This is a genomic window from Streptomyces sp. NPDC051677 (assembly GCF_044453465.1).
Lineage (GTDB): Bacteria > Actinomycetota > Actinomycetes > Streptomycetales > Streptomycetaceae > Streptomyces.
On record NZ_JBITCT010000004.1, the window covers coordinates 227,092 to 249,039 of the forward strand.

The window sequence follows — 21,948 nt, forward strand, 5'->3', positions numbered from 1 at the left end:
GGCCCGCTGACACCCCCTCTGAAAGGACGCACCATGACCTTCTTCTCGCGCGGCAGATCCGCTCGCCTCACGGCCATGGCGGCCGCCGCGGCGGCGGCACTGCCGCTGCTCGTCGCCGCGCCGGGCACGGCGCACGCCGCCGATGCCGCGACCTGCAGGGCCAACGGCCCGACGTACGGCGTGAACAGCGCCGGCTCCCTGCTGGAGTACAAGCTCAAGTCGCCCGTCAACGGCGCCGGCGGATACCTCAGCCCCACCACGATCGGCTCCAGCTGGAACAACTATCCGCTGGTCATCTCCGGCCCGGACGGCAAGTTCTACCTGCTCAAGTCGGACGGCACCTGGTACGGCCGGCGTGACGTCAGCACCGGTGCCTGGGCGGTGAGTCCTCGGAAGATCACGACCGCGTTCGGTTGGCTCGCCGATGCCGCGGACCGCAACCAGGTGACCGTGGACCGCTCCGGACGCATGTGGGTGCTGCTCGACAACGGCAGCCTCTACTCGTACAGGTACGACGGCTCGGGCGGCGCCTGGACGCCGGCCGACACGAGTTTCCTCCATGACACGGGCTGGAACCGCTACGACCTGATCACCGCCGCAGACGACGGTGTGATCTACGGCCGTGCCGCGTCGGACGGCAAGCTCTACCGCTCCCGCTTCGACAGCACGAGCCAGCGCTGGATCGAGCGCCATGTGCTGGTCAGTTCCAGCGACTGGCACCAGTTCAAGAGCATCACGTCCAACGGCGGCGACACCCTGATGGCGGTCCACAGCTCCACCGGCCAACTGCTCTACTACCGGTTCGACGAGAACACCAGGACCTGGCCGGTGAACCGGGTCGAGATCGGCACCTCCGGCTGGCAGAACCTGCTCAGCGTCTCGGGCGCACCGGACAACTGCGGCACCGTCGCACGCCACACGCCCGCGTCCCCCGCCATCCCACTCGAGTCGTACAGCCGGAGCTCGGTGATGCAGTCCTCCACCGGGTCCGTCGAGTTCGCCTACACCGACAACATCGGACGGCTCGTCCACGGACGCATGGCCGACCCGTCCGACGTCAACGGCGTGCAGTGGACCACCATCTCCGGCAACGAGGCCTTCACCGGTCAGCCGTCGCTCGTCGAGCAGGCGGACGGACGCGTCTCGGTCACCGCGCACAACACCTCGGGCAGCATCTGGCAGCGCAACCAGCTCGCCAAGTCCAGTGCGGACTGGGCGGCCTGGAACGACCAGGCCGGAGCGATGCAGCAGCATGCCACCACCGCGAAGCTGCCCTCCGGGCAGCTGGTGCAGTTCGCGGCCGACGCGAACGGCGCACCCTGGTACCGCCTGCAGACCGCGGCCAACGGCGACTTCCTGGGCTGGCTGCCGCTGTCCGGCACCGGCTTCTCCGGTCCCTTCACGGCCGTGACGGTGCGGGACGGCCTCCAGCTGTTCGGCAGGAATGCCTCCGGCGTCCTGAGCACCGCGCTGTTCAAGGCGGACGGCACGCTGTCCAGTTGGACGTCGCTCGGCGCGCAGGCCGTCTCCGGCACCCCGTCCGCCGTGGTCTACCCCGGTTACCGCATCCGCCTCTTCGCGACCGACGCGAACGGCGACGTCGTCACTGCCTCCCAGTCCGTCGAAGGCGGAGCGTACAGCGGCTGGACGCAGGTCGCCGGGCTGACCGCCCAGGGCTCCCCCAGCGCCGTGATCTCCCCGCTGACCGGCCTGACCGAGATCGTCGTCCGCGGCTCGGACGGCTACATCCACAACACCGGGGAGACCACCCAGGGCAGCGGAGTGTGGCGCGCCTGGCAGCAGTCCAGCTTCGAGACCTCCGCCACTGAGCCCACGGCCGTCACCTACACCAACGCCACCGGCCCGACCTGGGCGTACTCCTTCCGCACCGCGGACAACCAGACCCGGTTCTACGCGGTCCAGCAAAGCGCGGCCCTCTCCACGCTGAAGGCCGCGCAGGAGGCCCCGGACTTCACCGGACTCAGCCTGCCCACGGCTGACTGACACCATCTGGCGCGACGCATGTGATCACCGCGTCCGGGGAGGGGCAGCCCACCTCCCCGGGCCCTCACCTGCCGTTCACCGGGCACCGGCGTCAGGGACTGTTCCGTCAACTAGTCATGAACGTATGGCCAGTTGAGTCCATCAGTTCACCTCCAAGATCCTTATTGAAGATGTTTGTTCACCTGATTGAAACGGCAGCGTTCACCGTCGGACGCTTAACGTCCATGTCATGAACCGGATTTCACCTCGCGCACTGATCTCCGCCACTGCTCTGGCCGCGGCCCTGGCGACCGCCCTTCCGCTGACCGGCGCGCTGCCCTCCGCTCCCGCAGCGGCCGCCGTATCACTGACCTGCGGATCCAACGGGGTCACATACACGCTTGACTCCGCCGGCAAGCTCAACAGAACCGACATGCCGGACCCGGCGGTCGGCAACGCCCTGCCCGCCGGCAGCACCATCGACACCACCTGGACCGGCTACGGCCATATGCTCGCCGGCCCTGGAGCGACCTTCTACGGCATCAAGTCGGACGGGCTGTACTACAGCCACCGGATCAGCTCCAGCAACACCTGGGACGTCCACCACCGGAAGATCAGCTCCAGCTTCGCCCAGTTCAGGGCCGCCGACCGGATCGACGACATCACCATCGACCGCGGCGGCTACCTGTGGACGCTCTCCGGCGCCACCAACGACCTGCGGTGGTACCGCTACGACGCGACCGCCGACGCGTTCGTCGAGGGCAGCGGCAAGATCGTCGACAAGGGCTGGAACTACGACGCCATCTACGCGGGCGACCGCGGCGTCGTCTACGGTCGTGACGCGACCGACGGCAAGCTCTACCGCTCGCGCTACGACTACACCAGCCAGCGCTGGATCGAGCGCCATGTGCTGGAGTCCGCCGCCGACTGGAGCGACACCAAGTTCATGCCGTCGTACGGCGGTGACACGCTGTTCCGCGTCAAGGGCGGCGGCGCGGTCACGTACTACCGCTTCGACGAGGACATCCGCGACTGGGCCGTCTACAACAAGCAGGTCGAGGCGTCCGGTTGGGCCGGCTACGTCTCGGTCTCGGCGGCGCCCGACATCTGCAGGCTCAACGTCAACCACACGCCCGCGGCGACGCCCGTGCCGCTGGAGTCGTACACCCCCAACTCCGTCATGCAGGCCTCCGACGGCAAGCTGGAGCTCGCCTACACCGACAACATCGGCCGCCTGGTCCACGGCCGCACCGACCCGGCCGACATCAACGGCGCCCAGTGGACGGTGATCTCCGGACAGGAGGCCTTCACCGGCCGGCCCTCGCTCTCCCAGCACACCGACGGCCGCGTCGTCGTCACCGCCCACAACACCTCCGGCAGCGTCTGGCAGCGCAACCAGACCGCCGTGAGCAGTGCCGACTGGGGCAACTGGATCGACCTGGCCGGCGCCATGCAGCAGCATGCGGTCACCGGCAAGACCCCCGCCGGTCTCATGACCCAGTTCGCCCTCGACGCGAGCGGCAAGCCCTGGTATCGCATCCAGCAGCGCGCCAACGTCGACTTCATGGGCTGGATGCCGCTCTCCGGCACCGGCTTCACCGGCCCCCTCACCGCCGTGACCGTGCGCGACGGCATCCAGCTCTTCGGCAGAAAGACCGACGGCACCCTCTCCACCGCCCTCTTCAAGGAGGACGGCGCCCTCTCGGCATGGACCGCCGTCGGCGCCCAGGCCATCGCCGGCGCCCCGTCGGTCGTCGTCTACCCCGGCTACCGCATACGCGTCTTCGCCACGGACGCGGGCGGCAACGTGGTCACCACCGCCCAGTCCGCCGAGGGCGGTGCGTACGGGACGTGGGACACCATCGCCGGGATCACCGCGCAGGGCTCCCCCAGCGCCGTCATCTCCCCGCTGACCGGCCTCACCGAGATCGTCGTCCGCGGCACGGACGGCTCCATCCACAACACCGGGGAGACCACCCAGGGCAGCGGCGCCTGGCGCGCCTGGCAGCAGGTGAGCTTCGAAGCCTCGGCCACCGAGCCGACCGCCTTCACCTACACCAACGCCACCGGCCCGACCTGGGCCTACACCTTCCGTACCGCCGACAACCAGACCCGCATCTACCAGGTCCAGCAGACCTCTTCGCTCAGCGCCCTGCGCGCCGAGGCCGACGCGCCGGACTTCCAGGGCAGCGAGCTGCCCGCCCCGCCGGCCAAGTGATCACACCGTAAAGGAGGCCTGGCGGCCCGCCGGTCGGCAGGCCCCCGCCTCCACCTCCGCCCGTTCTGCCCTGCTTCCTTCCGTCCTGTGGGCACGGAAACGGGGCAGGCAGGGCGGCGGTCTGCTGAGGCCAGGTCCTCACCTCACCAGAAAGGGTCTGCACCGCCGTGTCCCGGCTACGCTTACGCGCCCTCGGCGCCGCCCTCGTCACCCTGCCCCTGATCCTCCTCGGAGCCGTCGCTCCGCCCGCCGCCGCCGGCGGTACACAGCCGTCGGCCGACGGCCTCATCGGCACCGAACAGATCCTCTTCCGCTCCGGAACCGCCGGATACGGCTGTTTCCGCATACCCACGATCGTCCGGACGAAGGCGGGCACACTGCTCGCCTTCGCAGAGGGCCGCCGTTCGCCCTCCTGCGCCGACCGGGGTGCGATCGACGTCGTCGTCCGCCGCTCCACCAACGGCGGCCGCACCTGGGGCCCCGTCCGCGTGGTGCTCGCCGGTAGCGACACCGACCCGGAGACGCCCTACACGCGCGGCAACCCCTCCCCCGTGGCCGACCTGCGCACCGGCGACGTCCATCTGCTCTCCACGTCGGAACCGGCCGAGCCGGGCGGCAAACGGCTGCCGCGGGTCCAGCGCAGCACGGACGACGGGCTGACCTTCGGCGCGCCGAAGCCGCTGCCGCGGCTGTCGAACCCGCAGGACGGCTGGTTCGGCACCGGCCCCTCGCACGGCATCCAGCTCAAGCGCGGCGACAAGGCGGGCCGGCTGGTGGTGGGGGCGTACGAGTCCCCACCACAGCCCGGTCAGGATCCCCAGCTCGTCGGCGTGCTCTACAGCGACGACGGCGACGAGTGGTTCGCGAGCGCCACGGCCGACTCCTTCGGACCCGGGATGCTGCCCGGCGAGCCGACCGTGGCCGAACTCGACAACGGCAACGTCTACATCAACGCCCGTAACAACAACGGCGCTTCGTCCGGGCACCGCACGCACGCCGTCAGCACCGACTCCGGCGCGACCGTGCCCGCGCAGCAGGTCGTGCCCTCGCTGACCACGCCCGAGGTGCAGGCGTCGGTCCTGGCGCTGGAGCAGACCTACCGGGCCACGCCCGGTGACACGCTCGTCCTCTCGGCGCCCTCGCACCCGACGGACCGACAGAACATGCGGATCCGCTACTCCACGGACCGCGGCGCCACCTGGCACGACGCCGCGCAGATCAACGCCGAGCGGGCCGGCTACTCGGACCTGGTCGAGCTGACCGACGGCGAGATCGGCCTGGTCTACGAGGGCGGCGACGGCTTCTCCGCGGCCAACGTCTACTTCAACCGCTTCACCCCGGCGGCGGCCGGTGTGCCGGGCGCCTTCACCGGCGCGGTGCACCCGCAGGCCTCCCAGGCCGCGGGCCGCACCACCCCTGACAGCACACCGGACGCCAACGACGCCTATCTCGCCGGGAGTTCGGCGCTCGGCACCGGCCGTTGGGGCCAGGGCCTGGCCCTCGACGCCACCGGTGAGCACGCCGACGTGCCGTACACGCCGGGGATCGACCCGGGCGACGGCGACTTCACCTACTCGCTGTTCTTCAGGTACCGGGCGCAGCCCGACGAGACCCAGCAACGGGTACTGATGTGGGCCTACGGGTACGGCGCGGCGAAACCGCAGGTGTGGGTGCGTGCACAGCCCGGCCAGAACCGGCTGTACGCCTGGGTGCAGGGCACCGGCGGCAGCGCCTCCGTCGCCCTGACCGACCCCGGCCCGTCCACCGCCTTCGGCGACGACGCCTGGCACCAGCTGACGCTGGTGCGCGGCGGCGGACGGATCACGCTCTCGGTGGACGGCACGTCGTCGGCGCAGGCCGCCGGGGTGGCCGGGTCGGTCAGCGCCGACCGGGCGGACGGTGTCGACGGGATCCGGCTCGGGGCCAAGCCCGACACCGCGGCCGGTGACCCCTTCAGCGGCGGCCTGGACGAGTTCCGCATGTACCGCAGCGCGCTGACGGACACCCAGCTCGCCGAGTTGCGCACGGCGAACGCGGCCCCTTCCGCGGACGGTTCGCTCGGTGTGCGGCTGCCGTTCCAGGTCGTCGACACGGCCGATGTACCCGCGCTGACCTCGGTCGCGATCGAGGACGACGTCTCGGGACACTGCGCCGACGGGACCCTGCTCGGCGGGGTGCCCGGTGAGGTGGCCGGCCGGGTCGGCAAAGGCGCGATCTCCGTGTCGGCGTCCCGTCCCGGCGTCGAGGTCCCCTATCTGCCGGCCCTCGACGTCGGGTCGGGCGACTTCACCTACACCCTGTGGTTCCGGCACACCCTGACCGGGGCGGACGCGAACGCCGCGCTGCTGTGGGCCTACGGGTCGGTCACGGGCGCGCCCTCGCTGTGGGTGCGGGCGCAGCCGTCCCAGCGGCGGCTGCTCGCCTGGGCCGAGACACCCGCGGGATCGGTGCAGGTGGCGCTCGGGGACACCGGGCCCTCGGCCGCCTTCGGGGACGGCGCCTGGCATCTGCTGGCGGTCACCCGAAGCGGTGGCACGCTGCGGCTGAGCGTCGACGCGACCACGTCCGCCGAGGCGACCGGACTGTCCGGCGCGCTCACCTCCACCACGACGCCGGAGGGGCTGAGGGTCGGCTCCAAGCCGGGCGACCTCGATGTGTTCACCGGCTCCCTGGACGAGGCCCGGCTCTACAAGCGGGCGTTCACGACGGACGAGTTGACGAGAATCGCGCAGTCCGTCGTCGGTTCCTCAGGCGGTTACCCGGCCGACAGGCCCGCCCTGTCGTGGTCCATGGAGAACGGCAACACCGAGGCCCACCAGGTGGTCAGGCCGGCGGCGGGCCCGGCCACCCCGGACTCCTCGGTGCACTGCAACCACGCCTTCGTGCGGGGCGGAGCCCGGCCCGCGGTGGGGGGCGGCAGGTTCGGGGCGGGACTTCCCCTGGACGGCACGGACGACTCCGTCGAGCTGCCGTACGGCGCGGACGAGATCCTCGGCTCCCGTGACTTCACCGTGGCGACATGGCTGCGCTACACGGCCGGCCTGACGAGCGCCAACCAGGTCGTCTTCTGGGCGTACGGCGTCGGCGGCGCCGAACGGCAGGTGTGGCTGCGGGCCCAGCCGGGCCAGGACCGGCTCGCCGCGGTGCTGCAGACCGACACGGCCACCACCACCGTCTACGCGGGCGACGGCAGCGCGGCCTACGCCTTCGGGGACGGCGCCTGGCACCACGTGGTGCTCCAGCGCTCGGGCGGGAAGCTGAGCCTGTCGGTGGACGGCGGGCCGCCCGGCGAGGCCCCGGCTCCGGCCGGCTCGGTGACGTACGAGGACGGCTTCGCCGTGCTCGGCATCCATCTGGGGGCCAGGCCGGACGGCCACGACCGACTCAAGGGCTCTTTGGACGAGTTCCGCCTGGTGCGGCGCGCGCTGACGCCGGAGGAGCTGAGCGCCCTGCGCACGTCCAACGCGGACACCGGGACGGCCACCACCGTCCGGCTCCCGTTCGAGACGCTGTCCGCTCAGCCGTACGCCCGGATGTGACCTGAATCCGCCGGCCGTTCAGCTCCGGTCGGCGAGGGCGTCCCTGAGGAAGTGGCCGCCCTGCCTGATCGCCGCCACGGTCGGCGGGCTGTCCCGCAGCGGAGTCAGGGACACGAAGTCGTGCACGGTTCCCAGGTAGCGGGCGGCGGTCACCGGGACGCCGGCCTGTCGCAGCAGGCGGGCGTACTGTTCGCCCTCGTCCCGTACGACGTCCGCCTCCGCCGTCACGATCAGGGAGGGAGGCAGTCCCGCGAGGTCCGCCGTGGTTGCTCGCATCGGCGCGGCCGTGGGCTCGGCGAGTTCGCTCGCGTCGTCGGTGTACTGGTCCCAGTACCAGTCCAGAGCCTCACGCGTCAGGAGGTAGCCGGAATCGAACTCGTCCCGCGACGGGGTGGCGGAGCGCGGGTCGGTCATCGGGTAGTACAGCAGCTGTGCGCGGATACGGGGGCCGCCTCGCTGCTTAACCATCATGGTGAGCGCCGCGGCCATGGTCGCGCCCGCGCAGTCGCCGGCCAGCGCCAGTCTGCGGCCGTCCAGATCCAGGGCGTCGGCCTGCTCCAGCACCGAGGTCAGGACCGCGTACGACTCCTCCAACGCGACCGGGTAGCGGGCCTCCGGGGTGCGGGTGTACTCGGGCACCACGAAGGCGGCGCCGCTCGCGGCCGTCAGCTCGCCTATCAAGTGCGCGTGGGTCCGCGCGTCGCCCAGCATCCACCGTCCGCCGTGCAGGTACACGACGACGGGAAGAGGACCGGTCGGCCGCGTCGGCCGGAACAACCAGAAGCCGACGAGCCCGCGGGGCCCCACCGGCGCCACCCGGAACTCGGCGTCCAGACCGAAGTCGTCGAACGTGTGACCCTGCATCTCCAGCAGTGCCTGCCGTCCGTCGGCCGGTCCGATCTGGTGCAGGTAGGGCGGGGCGGCGGAAGCGTCGACGAGCCGCTGCACGAGGGGATCGAGGACGACAGCAGGGCGTTCTGACCCGCCTCGGCCCCCTGCGGGTTCGGAATTCAACGGCTCACATTTCCCTTCCCTCGTCACGGCGGGCCGTCCGCCGGACGTCACCGCCCCTCCTCTACCCGAAGGGACTGCGGTGACACCGCAGGAGCGGCCGCGCCGGTGCGACCCGCCGTGGGATCACAGATCGTCGAACAGGTCGCGGAGCTGGTTGCGGCTGCTGACACCCAGCTTCGGATAGACGTTGTAGAGGTGGGTGCTGACCGTGCGCGGGGAGAGCATCAGCTGCTCCGCTATCTCCCGGTTGCGCAGCCCTCGTGCCGCCAGCCTCACGATCTGGCGCTGCTGGGCGGTCAGTTCCGCCAGCGGGTCGGCCTGGGCGCGGGCGGTGGCCACGCCGGTCGCCCGCAACTCGGCGCGGGCCTCCTCGGCCAGGCCGGACGCGCCGAGCCGGGTGAACGTCTCCAGCGCCGTGGCCAGGAGGGGGCGGGCGTCCAGGGGGCGGCGCCGTCTGCGCAGCCACTGCGCGTAGTGGAGTCTCGCCTGCGCCCGGGCCAGTGGCCACTGATCGCCCACCGGGTTCACCGTGGCGAGCCGGAAGTGGTGTTCGGCGTCCTTCGGGTCGCCGGTCAGCGCGGCGGCGTGGTGCAGCAGCAGCGTCATCCGGGTCGTCGGGCGCTCCCCCAACGCGGCGCGCACCACCTCGAGGACGTGTGCCGCCTCCTCCTGACGGCCCGTCCGCTGGGCGGCCGCGGCGAGATCGGCGACCGAGCGGGGGGACAGGAAGTAGTGCAGCGCCGTCCCGTCCTCGCCGAACAGGGACCGGAAGTGCCGGAACGCGGCGTCGAAGTCGCCGGACGCCGTGGCGGAGGCACCGGCGGCCCGCAGGAGTCGTGCGTGGGTGGCGCGGTTCTCCTCCAGTGCGAGTGCCGTCCATGCCTGGTCCGCCGGCATGGACGCCGGCTCCCCGCGCAGGGCCCGCAGGGTCGCCCGCAGCGCCTCGATGTCGATCTGCAGATGCCTCCACTTGTGAACCGCCGCCAGCGCCTCGGTCTTCTCCAGGTGCTGGTCTGCTTCCGCCCACCGTCCGGCGTCGATCAGCGTCGCGGCCATCGGCATGAGCGTGGGCGCGGCGGAGCCCATGGCACCGTACGCGCTGAGCACGGGGTAGACCCGGCGGAAGGACTCCACGCACAGATCGGACTCGTCGGCGTAGAAGGCCACCCCGCCGACGGCGAGTAGCCGGGTCATCTCCGCGACGTCGAACAACGGCTCCGGCGAGCCCTGCCGCCGACGGATGCTCTGCAACAGCTGGGGGGCGTCGGTCGGCTCGGCTGCGGCCCTGGTCACGGCCAGCACCGCATCGGTGGCGTCGGTCGTCTTCAGCTGGGCGTAGTCGGTGCCGGGTTTCCCGACCTCCACCCCGTTCAGCAGCGCGGCCATCGGGCGCCTGACCTCGGGCAGGCCGGACTGGAACGCGACTGCACCGAGCACGCTGGTCAGAACGACCCTGATCGTGGCGTCCCTGGGTGGATTCGACTCCAGTGCGCTCATCAGCACCTCGAACCCCTCGCGCTGATGACCGAACAGCGACAGGGCCATGCCCGCGGCATTGGCCGCCATGCCCAACAGGTCCCGGTCCTCGGTCAGTGCGGTGATCTTGTCGTAGAGTTCGCCGACCCATGAGAGGTCACCGGCGTTCAGGGCGGCCCTCAGCGCCTTCGCGTAGCGGCGCGCCCGGTCGGCGGTCGTGGGACTGCACTCGGCGGACCGTTGCAGGGCCTCGGCCGCCGCGAAGAAACCGCCGCGCCGCTCGGCGAGTTCGGCGGTGTCCTCCAGGGCCGCGGCCACGGACTCGTCCTGGCCGACGCATGCTGCGGCCAGGTGCCAGGCGCGGCGCGCCGGGTCGGCCGTGAGGGCCGCGGCCAGGTCCCGGTGCACCTGCTGCCGGAGATAGGCGGGCGCCGTGTGGTAGGAACCCGCGCGGGCCAGCGGGTGGCGGAAGACCACCCGCCCGTCCACGACGGTCACGAGGCCGGCCTCCTCGGCGGGGGCCCACGCCCAGAGATCCGGCTCGGCGCCCGCGGCCGCCATGATCGTGTCGAGGTCTTCGTACTGCGACGCCGCCGCGTAAAGGACCAGTCGCCGGGTCATTTCCGGCAGCCCGCGCAGACGGGCGGCGTACAGCTGATGGATACGCTCGGTCTGCGGCAGTCCGCCGCCGGGCAGAACGCCCGCGCCACCCGTACCGGCCGCGCGGCACAGTTCGATGATGGCCAGCGGATTTCCGTCGGCCTGCCGCAGCAGTTCGATCCGCGTCCGGCCGGTGGGAACGTGCGGCTGTGCGTCCACGAGTTCGGCCGCGGCCCGTTCGGACAACGGCCCCAACAGCACGGCGGGCACGGCCTCCGGAACCCCTTCGGGCAGTGCCTGCCCGCGTGCTGCCAGCAGCACCGGCACGTCGGCGGCGGTGAGGCGTCGCATCACGAAGCTGAGCACTTCGAGGGAGTCCCGGTCGAAGTGCTGGACGTCGTCGATCGTCAGCAGGACACGCTGCCGGCGGGAGACTTCGGTCAGGAGCGTCAGGACCGCGACACGCAGCAGCGTGGGGTCGGACGGTCCCTCCGCGGGAGCGATGCCGAACGCCGTCTCGAGTGCCTTGCGCAGATGGTCGGCCAGCGTGGCGGCCTCGGGCAGAACGGGGAGGAGCAACTGGTGCAGGGACGCGAAGGACTGTCGCGACTCGGCCTCCGTGCCCTGGCACGCCAGCACGAGCGCCCCGCCGTCCCGTGCGTGATCGACGGCGACCGCCAGCAGCCGCGACTTGCCCGTGCCGGCCTCGCCGAGCAGGATCAGCGTCCGCGGTTCGCCACGGCCCTCGACGACCTGAAGGAGGCGAGCGATCTCGGCCTGCCGGCCCAAGGGGGGCACATGCGGTTCGAACGAGTGCATGGTGCTGCGCCTAGCCCCCGTGCCGGGCCACGGTCGCCGCGTCGGCACCGGGTCTCCGGGGATCATCCTTGAACGGTTCGGCCACGATGCTCTCCCTTGTCCCTGTGCGCACCACCCCTGCCGGTCGCGACGGACGAGGCAGACGGCAGACATCCTGCCATCCATTTCGTGCGGGGCAGCACCGTCCCAGGACAACGGGCCCACACGGCCGGCGCGCCGGAGAGGGAGCACAGGCCTCTGCTCACGTGTGGCGAGTGCTCGCCTGCCATTCCCGGGGTGACATGCCGTAGGCGGTGCGAAAGACCCGGGAGAAGTGGGAAGCGCTCACGAATCCCCAGCGCTGCGCCACTGCCGACACGGCCGGCGCCGCCCCCGTGGGCCGTGACAGATCACGTCGGCACCTCTCCAGGCGCTCGCGGTGGATCCAACGGCCTACCGTGATCCCTTCCGAGCGGAAGAGGTGGTGGAGGTACCGGACCGATATGTGGTGCGCGCCCGCGATCCTCTCCGGTGAGAGCTCGGGGTCGGCCAGGTGCCGAAGGATGTACGCCTTGACTCGTGCCAGCATGCCCCGGGCCGTTTCCGAAGCATGAGGGTCCAGTCGGTCCTGGCGTTCGCGCACCAGTACCGTCAGCAGATCCACGGCGGTCATCGCGAGTCGCCGCCCCGTGTACAGGTCGAATCCGGCCGCCTGGTCGGCCAGGCGTGCCAGATATCCGGCGACGAGTCCGGACGTACCGGAACTGCCGCTGAACAGAGTTCCGGTGATGGTCCGCAGATCGGTGTCCGACATGCCCAGCTCCTTCTTCGGCACACCGAACCAGGTGAAGCGGAAGTCGTCGGGATGCTCTCTCGTGAAGGGCCGTCCCGTGTCACAGCAGGTGAAGGTCCCGGGATTGACCAGAACGTCGCGTCCGTCCTGGGTGAGCCTCGCCGTACCCCGCTGCTGCAAGGTGATGGTCAAGTAGTCCTCTCCGCCCTTGGCGATCAGGCGTCTGTGGCGCGAAACCGTCTGGGGGCCGGCTCCGACCACGGAGATCTGCAAGGGGCCGAGCCGCTCGCTGCTGATCGTCCCCACCGAGGGTTCACGCTCATGAAGCGTCACGTCCAGCGGTATGAACGTGTTGGAGATCAGGCTGTGCCAGTAATCCGCCCGTTCGGAAGGCGCGAACGGCACCGTGGAGACTACGACGGACATCATGACTCCTCGTCAGGGTCGTGCAGGCCGGGGAGCCCTGGCGGGACATCGGTGGCAGCCGGGGCGAAGACGACTGTCTCCTGCATTCACTCTCGGGTCCTCGGCCGCCGGCGCCATCCGTCATGTGACGTACGGTCTTGCGGTCCGCCGGATTTCTCCGCGCCGGGACAGCAGGGGTGAAGACGGCCGGGCGGTGGCCGGCCCGTGCACTGCCGGGCCCTCTGCCGTGCGCTGACGGTCAACCCTTCGCCCGGGCTCCTCCTTAGCCTGACCTGCGGCGGCCTCGTGATCCGGACCGCCGCGCGCAACCGAGTCAGGAGCAGCATGCCCAGCCAACCGAGACACCCTGGACGCCGCCGAGCCGCCGTGGCTCTGGCAGCGGTCGGCGCCCTGGCCGTCGTACTGACCGCATGCACGAGCGCCGACAAGTCCGCAGGCGCCACCGGCAGCGATCCGGTCGCCAGTACCCCGCCGGACGTGAGGGCGCCGGCAACGTCAGCGGCCCCGGCCCGGCCCTCCTCGTCCCCCGCGACGACCGCGCCGTCCACTCGCTGCCGCACCGCAGACCTGCGCGCCTCCATCGGCCCGAACCGTCCCGGAGCCGGTCAGGAGAACTTCGCCGTCGTCCTGACCAACCAGTCGACCCGCACCTGCACGGTCTACGGCTTCCCCGGCATCGCCTTCGTCGACGGCGCCGGCGAGGCGGTCACGCCGGACCCCGGGCGGGCCACCGGCCAGGAAGAGCCGACGGTGACGCTGAAGCCCCATGCCAGTGCCTGGTCGGCGCTGACGTTCGCCAATCCGGCGGCCACCGGCGTGACCACCGTGACCCCTGCGGCCGTCCTCGTCACCCCGCCCGACGAGACCGCGTCGATCAAGGCGGCCTGGAGCGGCGGCAAGGTCTCCGACACGGGCAAGGCGTCGGTTCCGCAGGTGAGCCCGCTCAGGCCGGGCGACGGCGGTTGACCTCGGCAGCATCCTCGCCGGCATCGGCACCGGCCTCCGCACGGGCCGTCGGCGTGAGCCGCCGGGCCGCGCCCTCGACCAGCTCCAGGTCGACCTTGGTGTGGCCGATGGCCGCGTCGAGGAGGAGCGAGATGAGCGGGTCGCCGGTGTGGGTGCGCCGCAGCCGGGTCAGGCCGGCCAGTTCGGAGAGATAGGTCTGGCGCTGCGCCGCGACGAACGCGTCCAGCGCCTCGGCGCCGAGCGCGGAGGCGCCGAACAGCTTCAGGAACAGCTCGTCGCGGAACCCGCCCGTGCGCACCCACGCACCGGTGGCCCAGTCGCGCACCTCGCTCTGCCCGGCCGGGGTGAGCCGGTAGAGCGTCTTGTCGGGCCGGTCCGGCTGGGCCACCTGGGACCGGGTGACGAATCCGTCGCGGACCAGCCGGTCGAGGATCTGGTAGAGGTGGCCGATGTTGAGGCCGCCCCACTGCGGGCCGATGGCCTCCTCGAAGCGTCCCTTGAGCTCGTAACCGTGGCTGTCTCCCTCGGTCAGCAGGGCGAGCACGGCGTGTTGCAGCGGCAATGTACACACCTCCTGGATTGTGACAATGTATCGCTGCATTGCCACAATGTAGGAGGAGCGGCAGTGGGTGTGAGGTTAACGGGCGTGACGCGCCGGTACCCGGGGCTGATCGCCCTGAACGCCGTCGATCTGGAGATCGGCGACGGTGAGGCGGTCGCGGTCACCGGCCCGTCGGGTTCCGGGAAATCCACGGTGCTGCACCTGGTCGGCGGCATGGACCGGCCCGACGCGGGGACGATCGAGGTCGACGGCGAGGAGCTGACGGCACGTCGACTGGACACGCACCGGCGCAGGATCGGGTTCGTCTTCCAGCGCTTCCATCTGCTGCCCGCGCTCACCGTGCTGGACAACGTCCTCGCACCCGTGCTGCCGCGTCGGGTGGACTTCGACCGACGCGCCCGGGCCATGGAACTCCTGGAGGCGGTGGGCCTCACCGCCCGCGCCGACGCGCTGCCGTCCGAACTCTCCGGCGGCCAGCAGCAACGGGTCGCGACAGCACGGGCGTTGATCAACCGCCCCGGACTGCTCCTCGCGGACGAGCCGACCGGAAACCTCGACAGTGCGACCGGCCGGGAGATCATCGACCTGCTGCTCTCCCTGCGTGAGCGCTACGGCATGACGCTACTGCTCACCACCCACGACCCCGAGGTCGCCGTGAGCTGCGACCGGATCGTCCGGCTGCACGACGGCCGGATCGCCGCCGACGAGCGACTCACCCCGGACGACGGCGTGTTCGACCGGCTCGGGGGGCTGCGCCCGTGATCGCCATGATCCTGTCCCAGCTGCGGCGTCGCCGCTCCCGTGCCCTGGCGCTCGCCTCGGGCATCCTGGTCGCCGCCACCAGCTTCACCCTGCTCACCTCGACGGTCACCACCAGCCAGGCCCACACCACCGGCCTCGTCGAGGACAGCTCCCGCTCCGCCTACGACATCCTGGTCCGCCCGCCGGGCACCGGCACCGACGTCGAGAAGGATCAGGGCCTGGTCGAGGCCAACTTCCTGTCCGGCGTCTTCGGCGGCATCACCCGCGGCCAGTACGACCGAATCAAGTCCCTCGCCGGCGTCGAGACCGCCGCACCCGTCGCCAACGTCGGCTACCTCATGGTGCAGAGCACCGTCCCGGTCGACGTCTCCGCCTTCCGCGACAGCGACGCCCCCGCCCAGCTCATGCGCCTCACACCGACGCTGAAGGCCGGGCTCGGCGGCTACCCGATGGCCGACCAGTACGTCTACCTCACCCGCAACCCGATCGTCACGTACAAGAAGTGGAACGAGGCCGACAACACCTGGCCCGGCCTCCAGCACGAGATCGCCGGCGCCAAGAAGTACGCGGTGTGCTGGTTCTACAACGAGGACAAGAGGGGGACTGCCTTCGACGACCTGGGTGAGCGGCTGCCCCAGCCGCTGTTCCAGTGGAACCGCACCCCCGAGACCGCGTTCACGCCCGACGCCCGCTCCCAGATGACCTGTGCACCAGGCGACGGCAAGGCCACGGCCCAGATACCGGTCGCGTTCCCGGTGCTGCTGTCGGCGATAGACCCGGCCGCGGAGGACGAACTGGTGGGCCTCGGCTCCACGGTCTCCTCCGGCCGGATGCTCACCGGCAAGGACAAGCCCTTCTGGGGGCCCGACGCCTTCGACCTGAACCCGGTGGAGTCCCAGCGCCAGCACGACTGGCAGGTCCCAGTCATGCTCAGCAGCCGCGCGCTCACCGCCGGCACCCTGAAGGCCACCGTGAAACAGCTCGACGTCGGCGATCCGACCGGCCTCGCCGCCAAGCTGAGCAGCCCGCAGGCCCACGACTACGTCAACGGCCTGAAGGGAACGGACCAGGGCACGACGACCGCCGACCTCGGCACGGGCTTCCGCTCCCTCGCGAGCACCGACGACTTCGAGGCGCGGGTGTACTGGACCGTCGGCCCCGTCGACTACCGCGCCGCGAAGGACGGCCTCATCGCACGGACCCGGCCCGCCCAGCCGCCCGGACTGTGGAAGACCAACTGGGACGAAGACCTGGTGAGTCAGGTTCCGGAGGAGAACCTGGGCACCCAGTTCCGGGAGGTCACCGCCCATGCCTCCACGACATGCATGGCCAGGCAGAACTGCGACAACGAGGACGCCGGGAGAGGCGCCACACCGATTCTGAACATCGTCGGCCGCTACGACACCGACAGACTGCGCGGCTTCTCCGCTCTTTCGCAGGTCCCGCTGGAGACCTACCGCTCCCCGCAGGTCACCGGCGCCGACGCGGCCTCCCGGACCGCCCTCGGCGACCAGCCGCTGCGCCCCGACCGTAACCTCGGCGGCTACCTCAGCCCGCCGCCCACCCTGCTCACCACCCTCGACTCGCTCGACGTGATCACCCACAGCCGCAGAAAGCCCACCGCACAGGAGAAGGCGCCGGTCAGCGCCATCCGCATCCGGGTGGCCGGAGTGACCGGCGTCGACCCCGCATCCCGCGCCCGCGTCAACTCCGTCGCCGGGCAGATCCGCACCGCCTACCCGAAACTGCAGGTGGACGTCACCGTCGGCAGTTCCCCCGCCCCGCAGACCGTGACCCTGCCGAGGAACGTCAAGGTCACCGAGTACTGGGTCGCCAAGGGCGTCGCCCTGCGGATCCTGCGGGCCGTGGACGCCAAGAGCGCGGTGCTGTTCGGGCTGGTCCTGGTGGTCTGCGGACTCTTCCTGGCGCAGGCCGCCCTGGCCTCCGTACGCTCACGCCGCACCGAGATCGGGACTCTGCGCTGCGTCGGCTGGAGCGCGCCGGAGATCCTCCGCCTCATCCTCGGCGAACTCGCGGTGATCGGCCTTGCCGCGGGCACGCTCGGCGCCCTCCTCGCCTACGGCCTGGGCGCCCTGCTCGGCCTGCCCACCTCGGCGGCGAAGGCGGCCCTCGTACTGCCCGTCGCCCTGCTGCTCGCGCTGACCGCGGGCGTGCTGCCCGCCTGGCGGGCCACCCGCGTCCAGCCGTTGGACGCGGTCACACCCCTGGTCGCCGACACCCGCCGGGCGGTCGCCGTCCGCTCGGTCGTCGGCCTCGCACTGCGCAACCTGCTGCGCGCCCCCGGCCGGACCGTGCTCGGCGCGGCCGGACTCGCGCTCGGCGTGGCCGCCTTCACCGTGCTGCTCTCCCTCACCCTCGCCTTCCGCGGCGAGGTGGCCGGCTCGCTCCTCGGCAACGCCGTCGTCGCCCAGGCCCGTACCGCCGACTACGTCAGCGTCGCCCTGTCGCTGCTGCTCGGCGCGGCCGGCGCCGTGGACGTCCTGGTCCTCTCCCAACAGGAGCGGGCAGCCGACCTCGCCGTGCTCGGCGCCACCGGCTGGTCGAGGCGCGAACTCGGCCGACTCGCACTGTACGAGGGCGCCGGCCTCGCCCTGCTGGGCGGCCTGACCGGAGCCGTCGCCGGACTGACGACTGTCCTGACGGTCGGTCAGGGACTGTGGGAGGGACGGTTGTCGACGATCACCGGAGCCGCCCTGCTGGCGACCCTGGCCGGGGTCGGCCTGGTCTGCGGCGTCCTCTCCGTCCCGATCCGGGCCATGTCCCGCATCGCCCCGGCCGCTCTGCTGGCGAGGGAGTGAGCGGCGCCCAGCAGGCCGTGCGCAGCACGCCGGCTTCCGTCACTGCGGCAGAGGCTTTCGCGGGTTCCCGGACGCCGTCGTAGAGGCCGCCGCATCCGAGCCGGAGCGTCGTGTGCGTGAGTGAAACAACCAGGATCACCCGGCGATGGTTGCGGCGGGCTGCGCATCGTCAGCGATCCGACCTTCGACGCAGCGGGCCCGCACGGGTATCTCACCGAACCAGCCGGGCCTGCCGTCGACGAGGACGCCCTGGGGCCGGTCGACCTCCCTGTCCCGTCCGGACGGCCTTGGTGATCTGACGGTGCTACGCACGTGACGACGAACGAGCCCCTGCTGCTCCCGCCGACCTGCGGCGCCGGGCGGATCGGCGTGCGGCCGAGGCGACCCGGGAATCCGTCCGCCCCATGTTCGACATGCTCGTCGGCGGCGCCCGCACCGCGACGGCGCCCTGTCGTTCACCACCGGCACCGCCGTCACCCCTCTGCCGGGAATGAGCGCTACCGTCGGCATCTCAACCACCTGCGGGATTCCACGATGCGCGGTTCTCGCCCTCTAGAACGCGTCGGCCTGCAGCTGCGCCAGTTCGGCCTCCAGGTCGGCCATGGCCTCGCCGCCGGCCATCAGGTCGGTGATCTCCTCCCGGGTGCGTTCGCCCTTGCGGAAGTCGTCGGCCTTCTGGCCGCGGATGAGGACGGCGAAGTGGTCGCCGACCATCATGGCGTGGCGGACGTTGTGGGTGACGAGGATGACCGCGACGCCCTTGGCGCGGGCCTGCATGACGATTCGCAGGACGTGAGCGGCCTCCTTGACGCCGAGCGCCGCCGTTGGCTCGTCGAGGATGAGGACGTTGGCGCCGAAGTAGACGGCGCGCGCGATGGCGAGGGCCTGGCGCTCCCCGCCGGACAGACTGCCCACGAGCCGGTTGCCGTCGGTGACGCGGGTGATGCCGAGGGACTGCATCTCCCGTACGGCGATGTCACCGGCGACCTTCTTGTCGAACAGCTTGAACGGGCCCCAGCCCTTGGTGGGTTCGGCGCCGACGAAGAAGCAGCGGCCGACGCCCATCAGGGGGAAGGTGCCGCCGAACTGGTGGACGGTGGCGATGCCCCGGGCGGAGGCGTCGCGGGGGCTGTCGAAGGTGACCGGTTCGCCGTTGACCTCGACGGCGCCGGTGGTGGGCCGGTGGAACCCGGACAGGATCTTGATGAGGGTGGACTTGCCTGCGCCGTTGTCGCCGAGCAGACACAGCACTGTCCCCGCGTTCACTTCGAGGGAGATGTCCGTGAGGGCGTTGGCGCCGAGGAACGACTTGCTGATGCCGTTCAGGCGCAGCACGGGTGCGGTCATGGTCAGGCCTTCTTCGCGGTGCGGGGCTTGTAGGACAGGGCGAGGCGGCGGAAGGTGTTGTTCATCAGCACCGCGGCGAGGATGAGGATGCCGAGGATCAGGCTGGCCCAGTCGGAGTTCCAACCGGTGTAGTAGATGCCCTGGTTGACGATCGCGAAGGTCAACGTCCCCAGTACGACGCCGACTACGGAGCCGTAGCCGCCGGTGAGCAGGACGCCGCCGATGACCACGGCGATGATGGAGTTGAAGACGAAGGACTGGCCGTTGGCGACCTGGGCGCCGTTGTAGAGGATGGTCTGGATCACGCCGACCAGGGCGGCGCCGAATCCGCTGGCCATGTACAGGGCGATCTTCACCTTGTCGACGGGGATGCCGGTGGCGCGGGCGCTCTCCTTGTCGCCGCCGATGGCGAAGATCCAGTTGCCGTACTTCATCCCCTGCAGGACCACGGTGACCAGCGCGGCCAGGCCCAGCCACCAGAAGATCGCCACCTCGAACTGACCGCCGATCAGCTGGCCGAACAGCGACTTCGACAGCGGGTCGGGGTTGACGGGGACGCTCGTGGTGCCGGTGGTGAGGCGGGACAGACCGAGGGTGAGACCGGCCAGGCCGGACAGGGTGGCCAGGGTGACGACCAGTGAGTGGACGTTGGTGCGGGTGACGAGGATCCCGTTGAGCAGGCCGGTCAGCAGACCGAGCCCGAGCGCGCAGAGAATGCCGACGATCATCGGAGCGCCCCAGTGGCCGGAGACGATGGCCAGCGTCATCGAGCTGCCTGCCAACACCGAGCCCACGGACACGTCGAGCTCACCGGCGATCATCAGCAGCCCGACGGGGATGGCGATGATGCCGAGCTCCGCGGCGATGTTCAGCCAGCTCGCCGCTCCGGCCGGGGCCATGAACTTGGCGCCGCCGAAGATCGCGAAGAAGACGAAGACGCCGATCGTTCCTATGAGCGCGCCGACCTCGGGGCGATGTCGCAGCCGTCCCAGCCGGCTCTCGGACTGCTTCGGAGGAACGACGGCGGGCTCCGGCTTGGCCGTCCTGTCGGGAAGTGAGGTTGTCATCGGGGTGGTGTCACCTTCGTGGGTACGGATGTGGGGCGTGGCGTGGTGGGCGGATCAGCGGACGCCGGCCTTGGCGCCCGCGATCGCCGCGTCGACGTTGTCCTTGGTGACCAGCAGCGGGCCGGTCAGGATCGGGTTCTGCGGCGGGAGCACGCCGTAGGACAGGTACTGGTCGGCGATCGACACGACGTAGAAGCCCTGCAGGTACGGCTGCTGGTCGATGGCGAACAGCTGGCTGCCGCCCTTGATCCGGTCGAGCTGGCTCTGCGAGAGGTCGAAGGTGCCCAGCTTGACCTTGCTGCCGACGCCGGCCTGCTTGATCGCGGCGGCGGCGCTGTCGGCGTCCCCGACGCCGATCGTCACCACGGCGTCGATGCCGGCGTCCTTCAGCAGGGCGCCCTTGATCGCTTGCGTGACGGCGGACGGGTTGCCGAAGTTGGAGGAGGGCAGCGGGAGTTGCTTGGAGGAGGAGCCCTTGCTCGTGGCGCCGTCCTTGACGCCCTTGCAGCGGGCCTCCTGGTTGGCGGAGCCGGGCACGGTGTTGACGCACAGGACGTTCTTGGCGCCCTCTTCGGCGAACTTGACGCCGCCGGCCTTGCCCGCCTCGTAGTCGTCGGAGCCGATGTACTTCATGGCGCCGACGCGGTCGGCCGCTTCGGTGCCGCCCGAGTTGTAGATGAACACCGGGATGCCCTTGGCGATGGCCTGCTTGATCGCGGAGTCCTGGTTCTCGGGCACCCAGTCCGGCACCAGGATCGCCGACGGGTTCTGCGACAGGGCGGTCAGCGTCAGTTTGGCGGCGTCGGGGCCGAGGTTGTCGTAGTTCTGCGGGCCGAGGAAGGTGACCTTGCCGCCACCGGCCTTGACCAGCTTCGCCGCGTCCTCGCCCCCGCGCTTGATCGCGGACCAGAACGGGTCGTCGGGCTTGCCGCCGATGACGTAGAGGGAGTTCTTGCCGGTGCTCTTCGCGCCGGATGTCGTTCCGCCCCCGGCCGTCGCCGTCGACCGGCTTGACGTGTCTTGGGTGGCCTTGCCGCTGGCGCACCCGGTCAGCGCGGTCGCTGCCACGGTGAACAGGCTCACCACGGTCAGGCCTCTTGTGGCGAGACGACGGCCGGACGGCCGCCGGGTCTGCGTGCGTTCCATGTGCTGAGGTGCTCCTTCGTGTGATCCCGGGCGAGGGTGTGAGCGGGTTCCGGGAGTGTTTCGGAGTGGTGCGGCGGTGACTGTGCGAGAACCGAGTCAGGGCACTGCGCGTCGGCGGCGGCGCGGCCGAACGGCGTCGGGCGGTACGGCGGGTCCTGTCGCAGGCGCGTCCGCGGCGCCCGGGACCCCTTGGGTGAGCGGGCCGGCGTCGGCGATCACCACCAGCTCGCGCGTTGGGCCGAATTGCTTTCGCAGGCCGCGTCATAGCGTCGGAAGGGCTGAGTCGCGAGGGTGGCCCGGCACCCTTCACAGCAATGGTGGATCGGGTGGTGGGGAATGATTTCCAGCGATCTATTAAATCGCTTTAAGCGGTGGCCAGAGCATGGTGGTGTTTCGTGAAGGTGTCAAGGGTCTGCGTACCGCATGACTCGC

Annotated in this window: 13 protein-coding genes; 6 read left to right on the plus strand and 7 right to left on the minus strand. The window is 70.9% G+C overall.

Annotation, left to right across the window (positions count from 1 at the left end; genetic code table 11):
• The first annotated feature begins 33 nt into the window (after window positions 1–33).
• The 3 genes from ACIBAF_RS06830 (at window position 34) to ACIBAF_RS06840 (ending at window position 7,740) form a co-directional block, all read left to right on the plus strand.
• The gene (locus ACIBAF_RS06830; RefSeq protein WP_399462056.1) at window positions 34–2,004 is read left to right on the plus strand and encodes a tachylectin-related carbohydrate-binding protein; all 1,971 of its coding nucleotides are present in this window, start codon (window positions 34–36) and stop codon (window positions 2,002–2,004) included.
• Between the two features lie 229 nt (window positions 2,005–2,233).
• Window positions 2,234–4,201, plus strand: a complete 1,968-nt coding sequence (locus ACIBAF_RS06835) for a tachylectin-related carbohydrate-binding protein (RefSeq protein ID WP_399462057.1) — start codon at window positions 2,234–2,236, stop codon at window positions 4,199–4,201.
• 167 nt (window positions 4,202–4,368) lie between these two features.
• Window positions 4,369–7,740, plus strand: a complete 3,372-nt coding sequence (locus ACIBAF_RS06840) for a LamG-like jellyroll fold domain-containing protein (RefSeq protein WP_399462058.1) — start codon at window positions 4,369–4,371, stop codon at window positions 7,738–7,740.
• An 18-nt stretch (window positions 7,741–7,758) separates the two neighbouring features.
• On the opposite strand, the gene ACIBAF_RS06845 is transcribed toward ACIBAF_RS06840, so the two are convergent.
• The 3 genes from ACIBAF_RS06845 to ACIBAF_RS06855 form a co-directional block, all read right to left on the minus strand.
• Window positions 7,759–8,688, minus strand: a complete 930-nt coding sequence (locus tag ACIBAF_RS06845) for an alpha/beta hydrolase (protein ID WP_399462059.1) — start codon at window positions 8,686–8,688, stop codon at window positions 7,759–7,761.
• A 189-nt stretch (window positions 8,689–8,877) separates the two neighbouring features.
• Window positions 8,878–11,649: a helix-turn-helix transcriptional regulator gene (locus tag ACIBAF_RS06850; protein ID WP_399462060.1), complete on the minus strand. Its 2,772-nt coding sequence runs from the start codon at window positions 11,647–11,649 to the stop codon at window positions 8,878–8,880.
• A gap of 241 nt (window positions 11,650–11,890) precedes the next feature.
• Window positions 11,891–12,850, minus strand: a complete 960-nt coding sequence (locus tag ACIBAF_RS06855; RefSeq protein ID WP_399462061.1) for a helix-turn-helix domain-containing protein — start codon at window positions 12,848–12,850, stop codon at window positions 11,891–11,893.
• Between the two features lie 363 nt (window positions 12,851–13,213).
• Between ACIBAF_RS06855 and ACIBAF_RS06860 the strand changes: the two genes are divergently transcribed.
• Window positions 13,214–13,813 (plus strand): DUF4232 domain-containing protein, encoded by a 600-nt coding sequence (locus tag ACIBAF_RS06860; RefSeq protein ID WP_399462062.1) that lies wholly within the window; start codon window positions 13,214–13,216, stop codon window positions 13,811–13,813.
• Here the strand turns inward: ACIBAF_RS06860 and ACIBAF_RS06865 are convergent.
• On the minus strand, window positions 13,791–14,375 hold the full coding sequence (locus tag ACIBAF_RS06865; protein ID WP_399462063.1) for a PadR family transcriptional regulator: 585 nt from the start codon (window positions 14,373–14,375) through the stop codon (window positions 13,791–13,793). The two genes, ACIBAF_RS06860 and ACIBAF_RS06865, sit on opposite strands and share 23 nt — an antisense overlap.
• Window positions 14,376–14,459: 84 nt before the next feature.
• On the opposite strand from ACIBAF_RS06865, the gene ACIBAF_RS06870 reads away from it, so the two are divergent.
• Entirely contained in the window at window positions 14,460–15,137 is a 678-nt protein-coding gene (locus tag ACIBAF_RS06870; RefSeq protein ID WP_399462064.1) for an ABC transporter ATP-binding protein, read from the plus strand.
• A 5-nt stretch (window positions 15,138–15,142) separates the two neighbouring features.
• A complete protein-coding gene (locus tag ACIBAF_RS06875; protein ID WP_399462117.1) occupies window positions 15,143–17,956 on the plus strand; it encodes an FtsX-like permease family protein in 2,814 nt (937 codons plus the stop codon).
• A gap of 552 nt (window positions 17,957–18,508) precedes the next feature.
• On the opposite strand, the gene ACIBAF_RS06880 is transcribed toward ACIBAF_RS06875, so the two are convergent.
• From ACIBAF_RS06880 to ACIBAF_RS06890, 3 genes are read right to left on the minus strand one after another with little or no spacing between them, the layout of a single operon-like run.
• Window positions 18,509–19,303 (minus strand): ATP-binding cassette domain-containing protein, encoded by a 795-nt coding sequence (locus ACIBAF_RS06880; protein WP_399462065.1) that lies wholly within the window; start codon window positions 19,301–19,303, stop codon window positions 18,509–18,511.
• A gap of 2 nt (window positions 19,304–19,305) precedes the next feature.
• Complete coding sequence (locus ACIBAF_RS06885; protein WP_399462066.1) at window positions 19,306–20,370, minus strand: ABC transporter permease; 1,065 nt, start codon at window positions 20,368–20,370, stop codon at window positions 19,306–19,308.
• 54 nt (window positions 20,371–20,424) lie between these two features.
• Entirely contained in the window at window positions 20,425–21,516 is a 1,092-nt protein-coding gene (locus ACIBAF_RS06890) for a sugar ABC transporter substrate-binding protein (protein WP_399462067.1), read from the minus strand.
• Window positions 21,517–21,948: the final 432 nt, after the last annotated feature.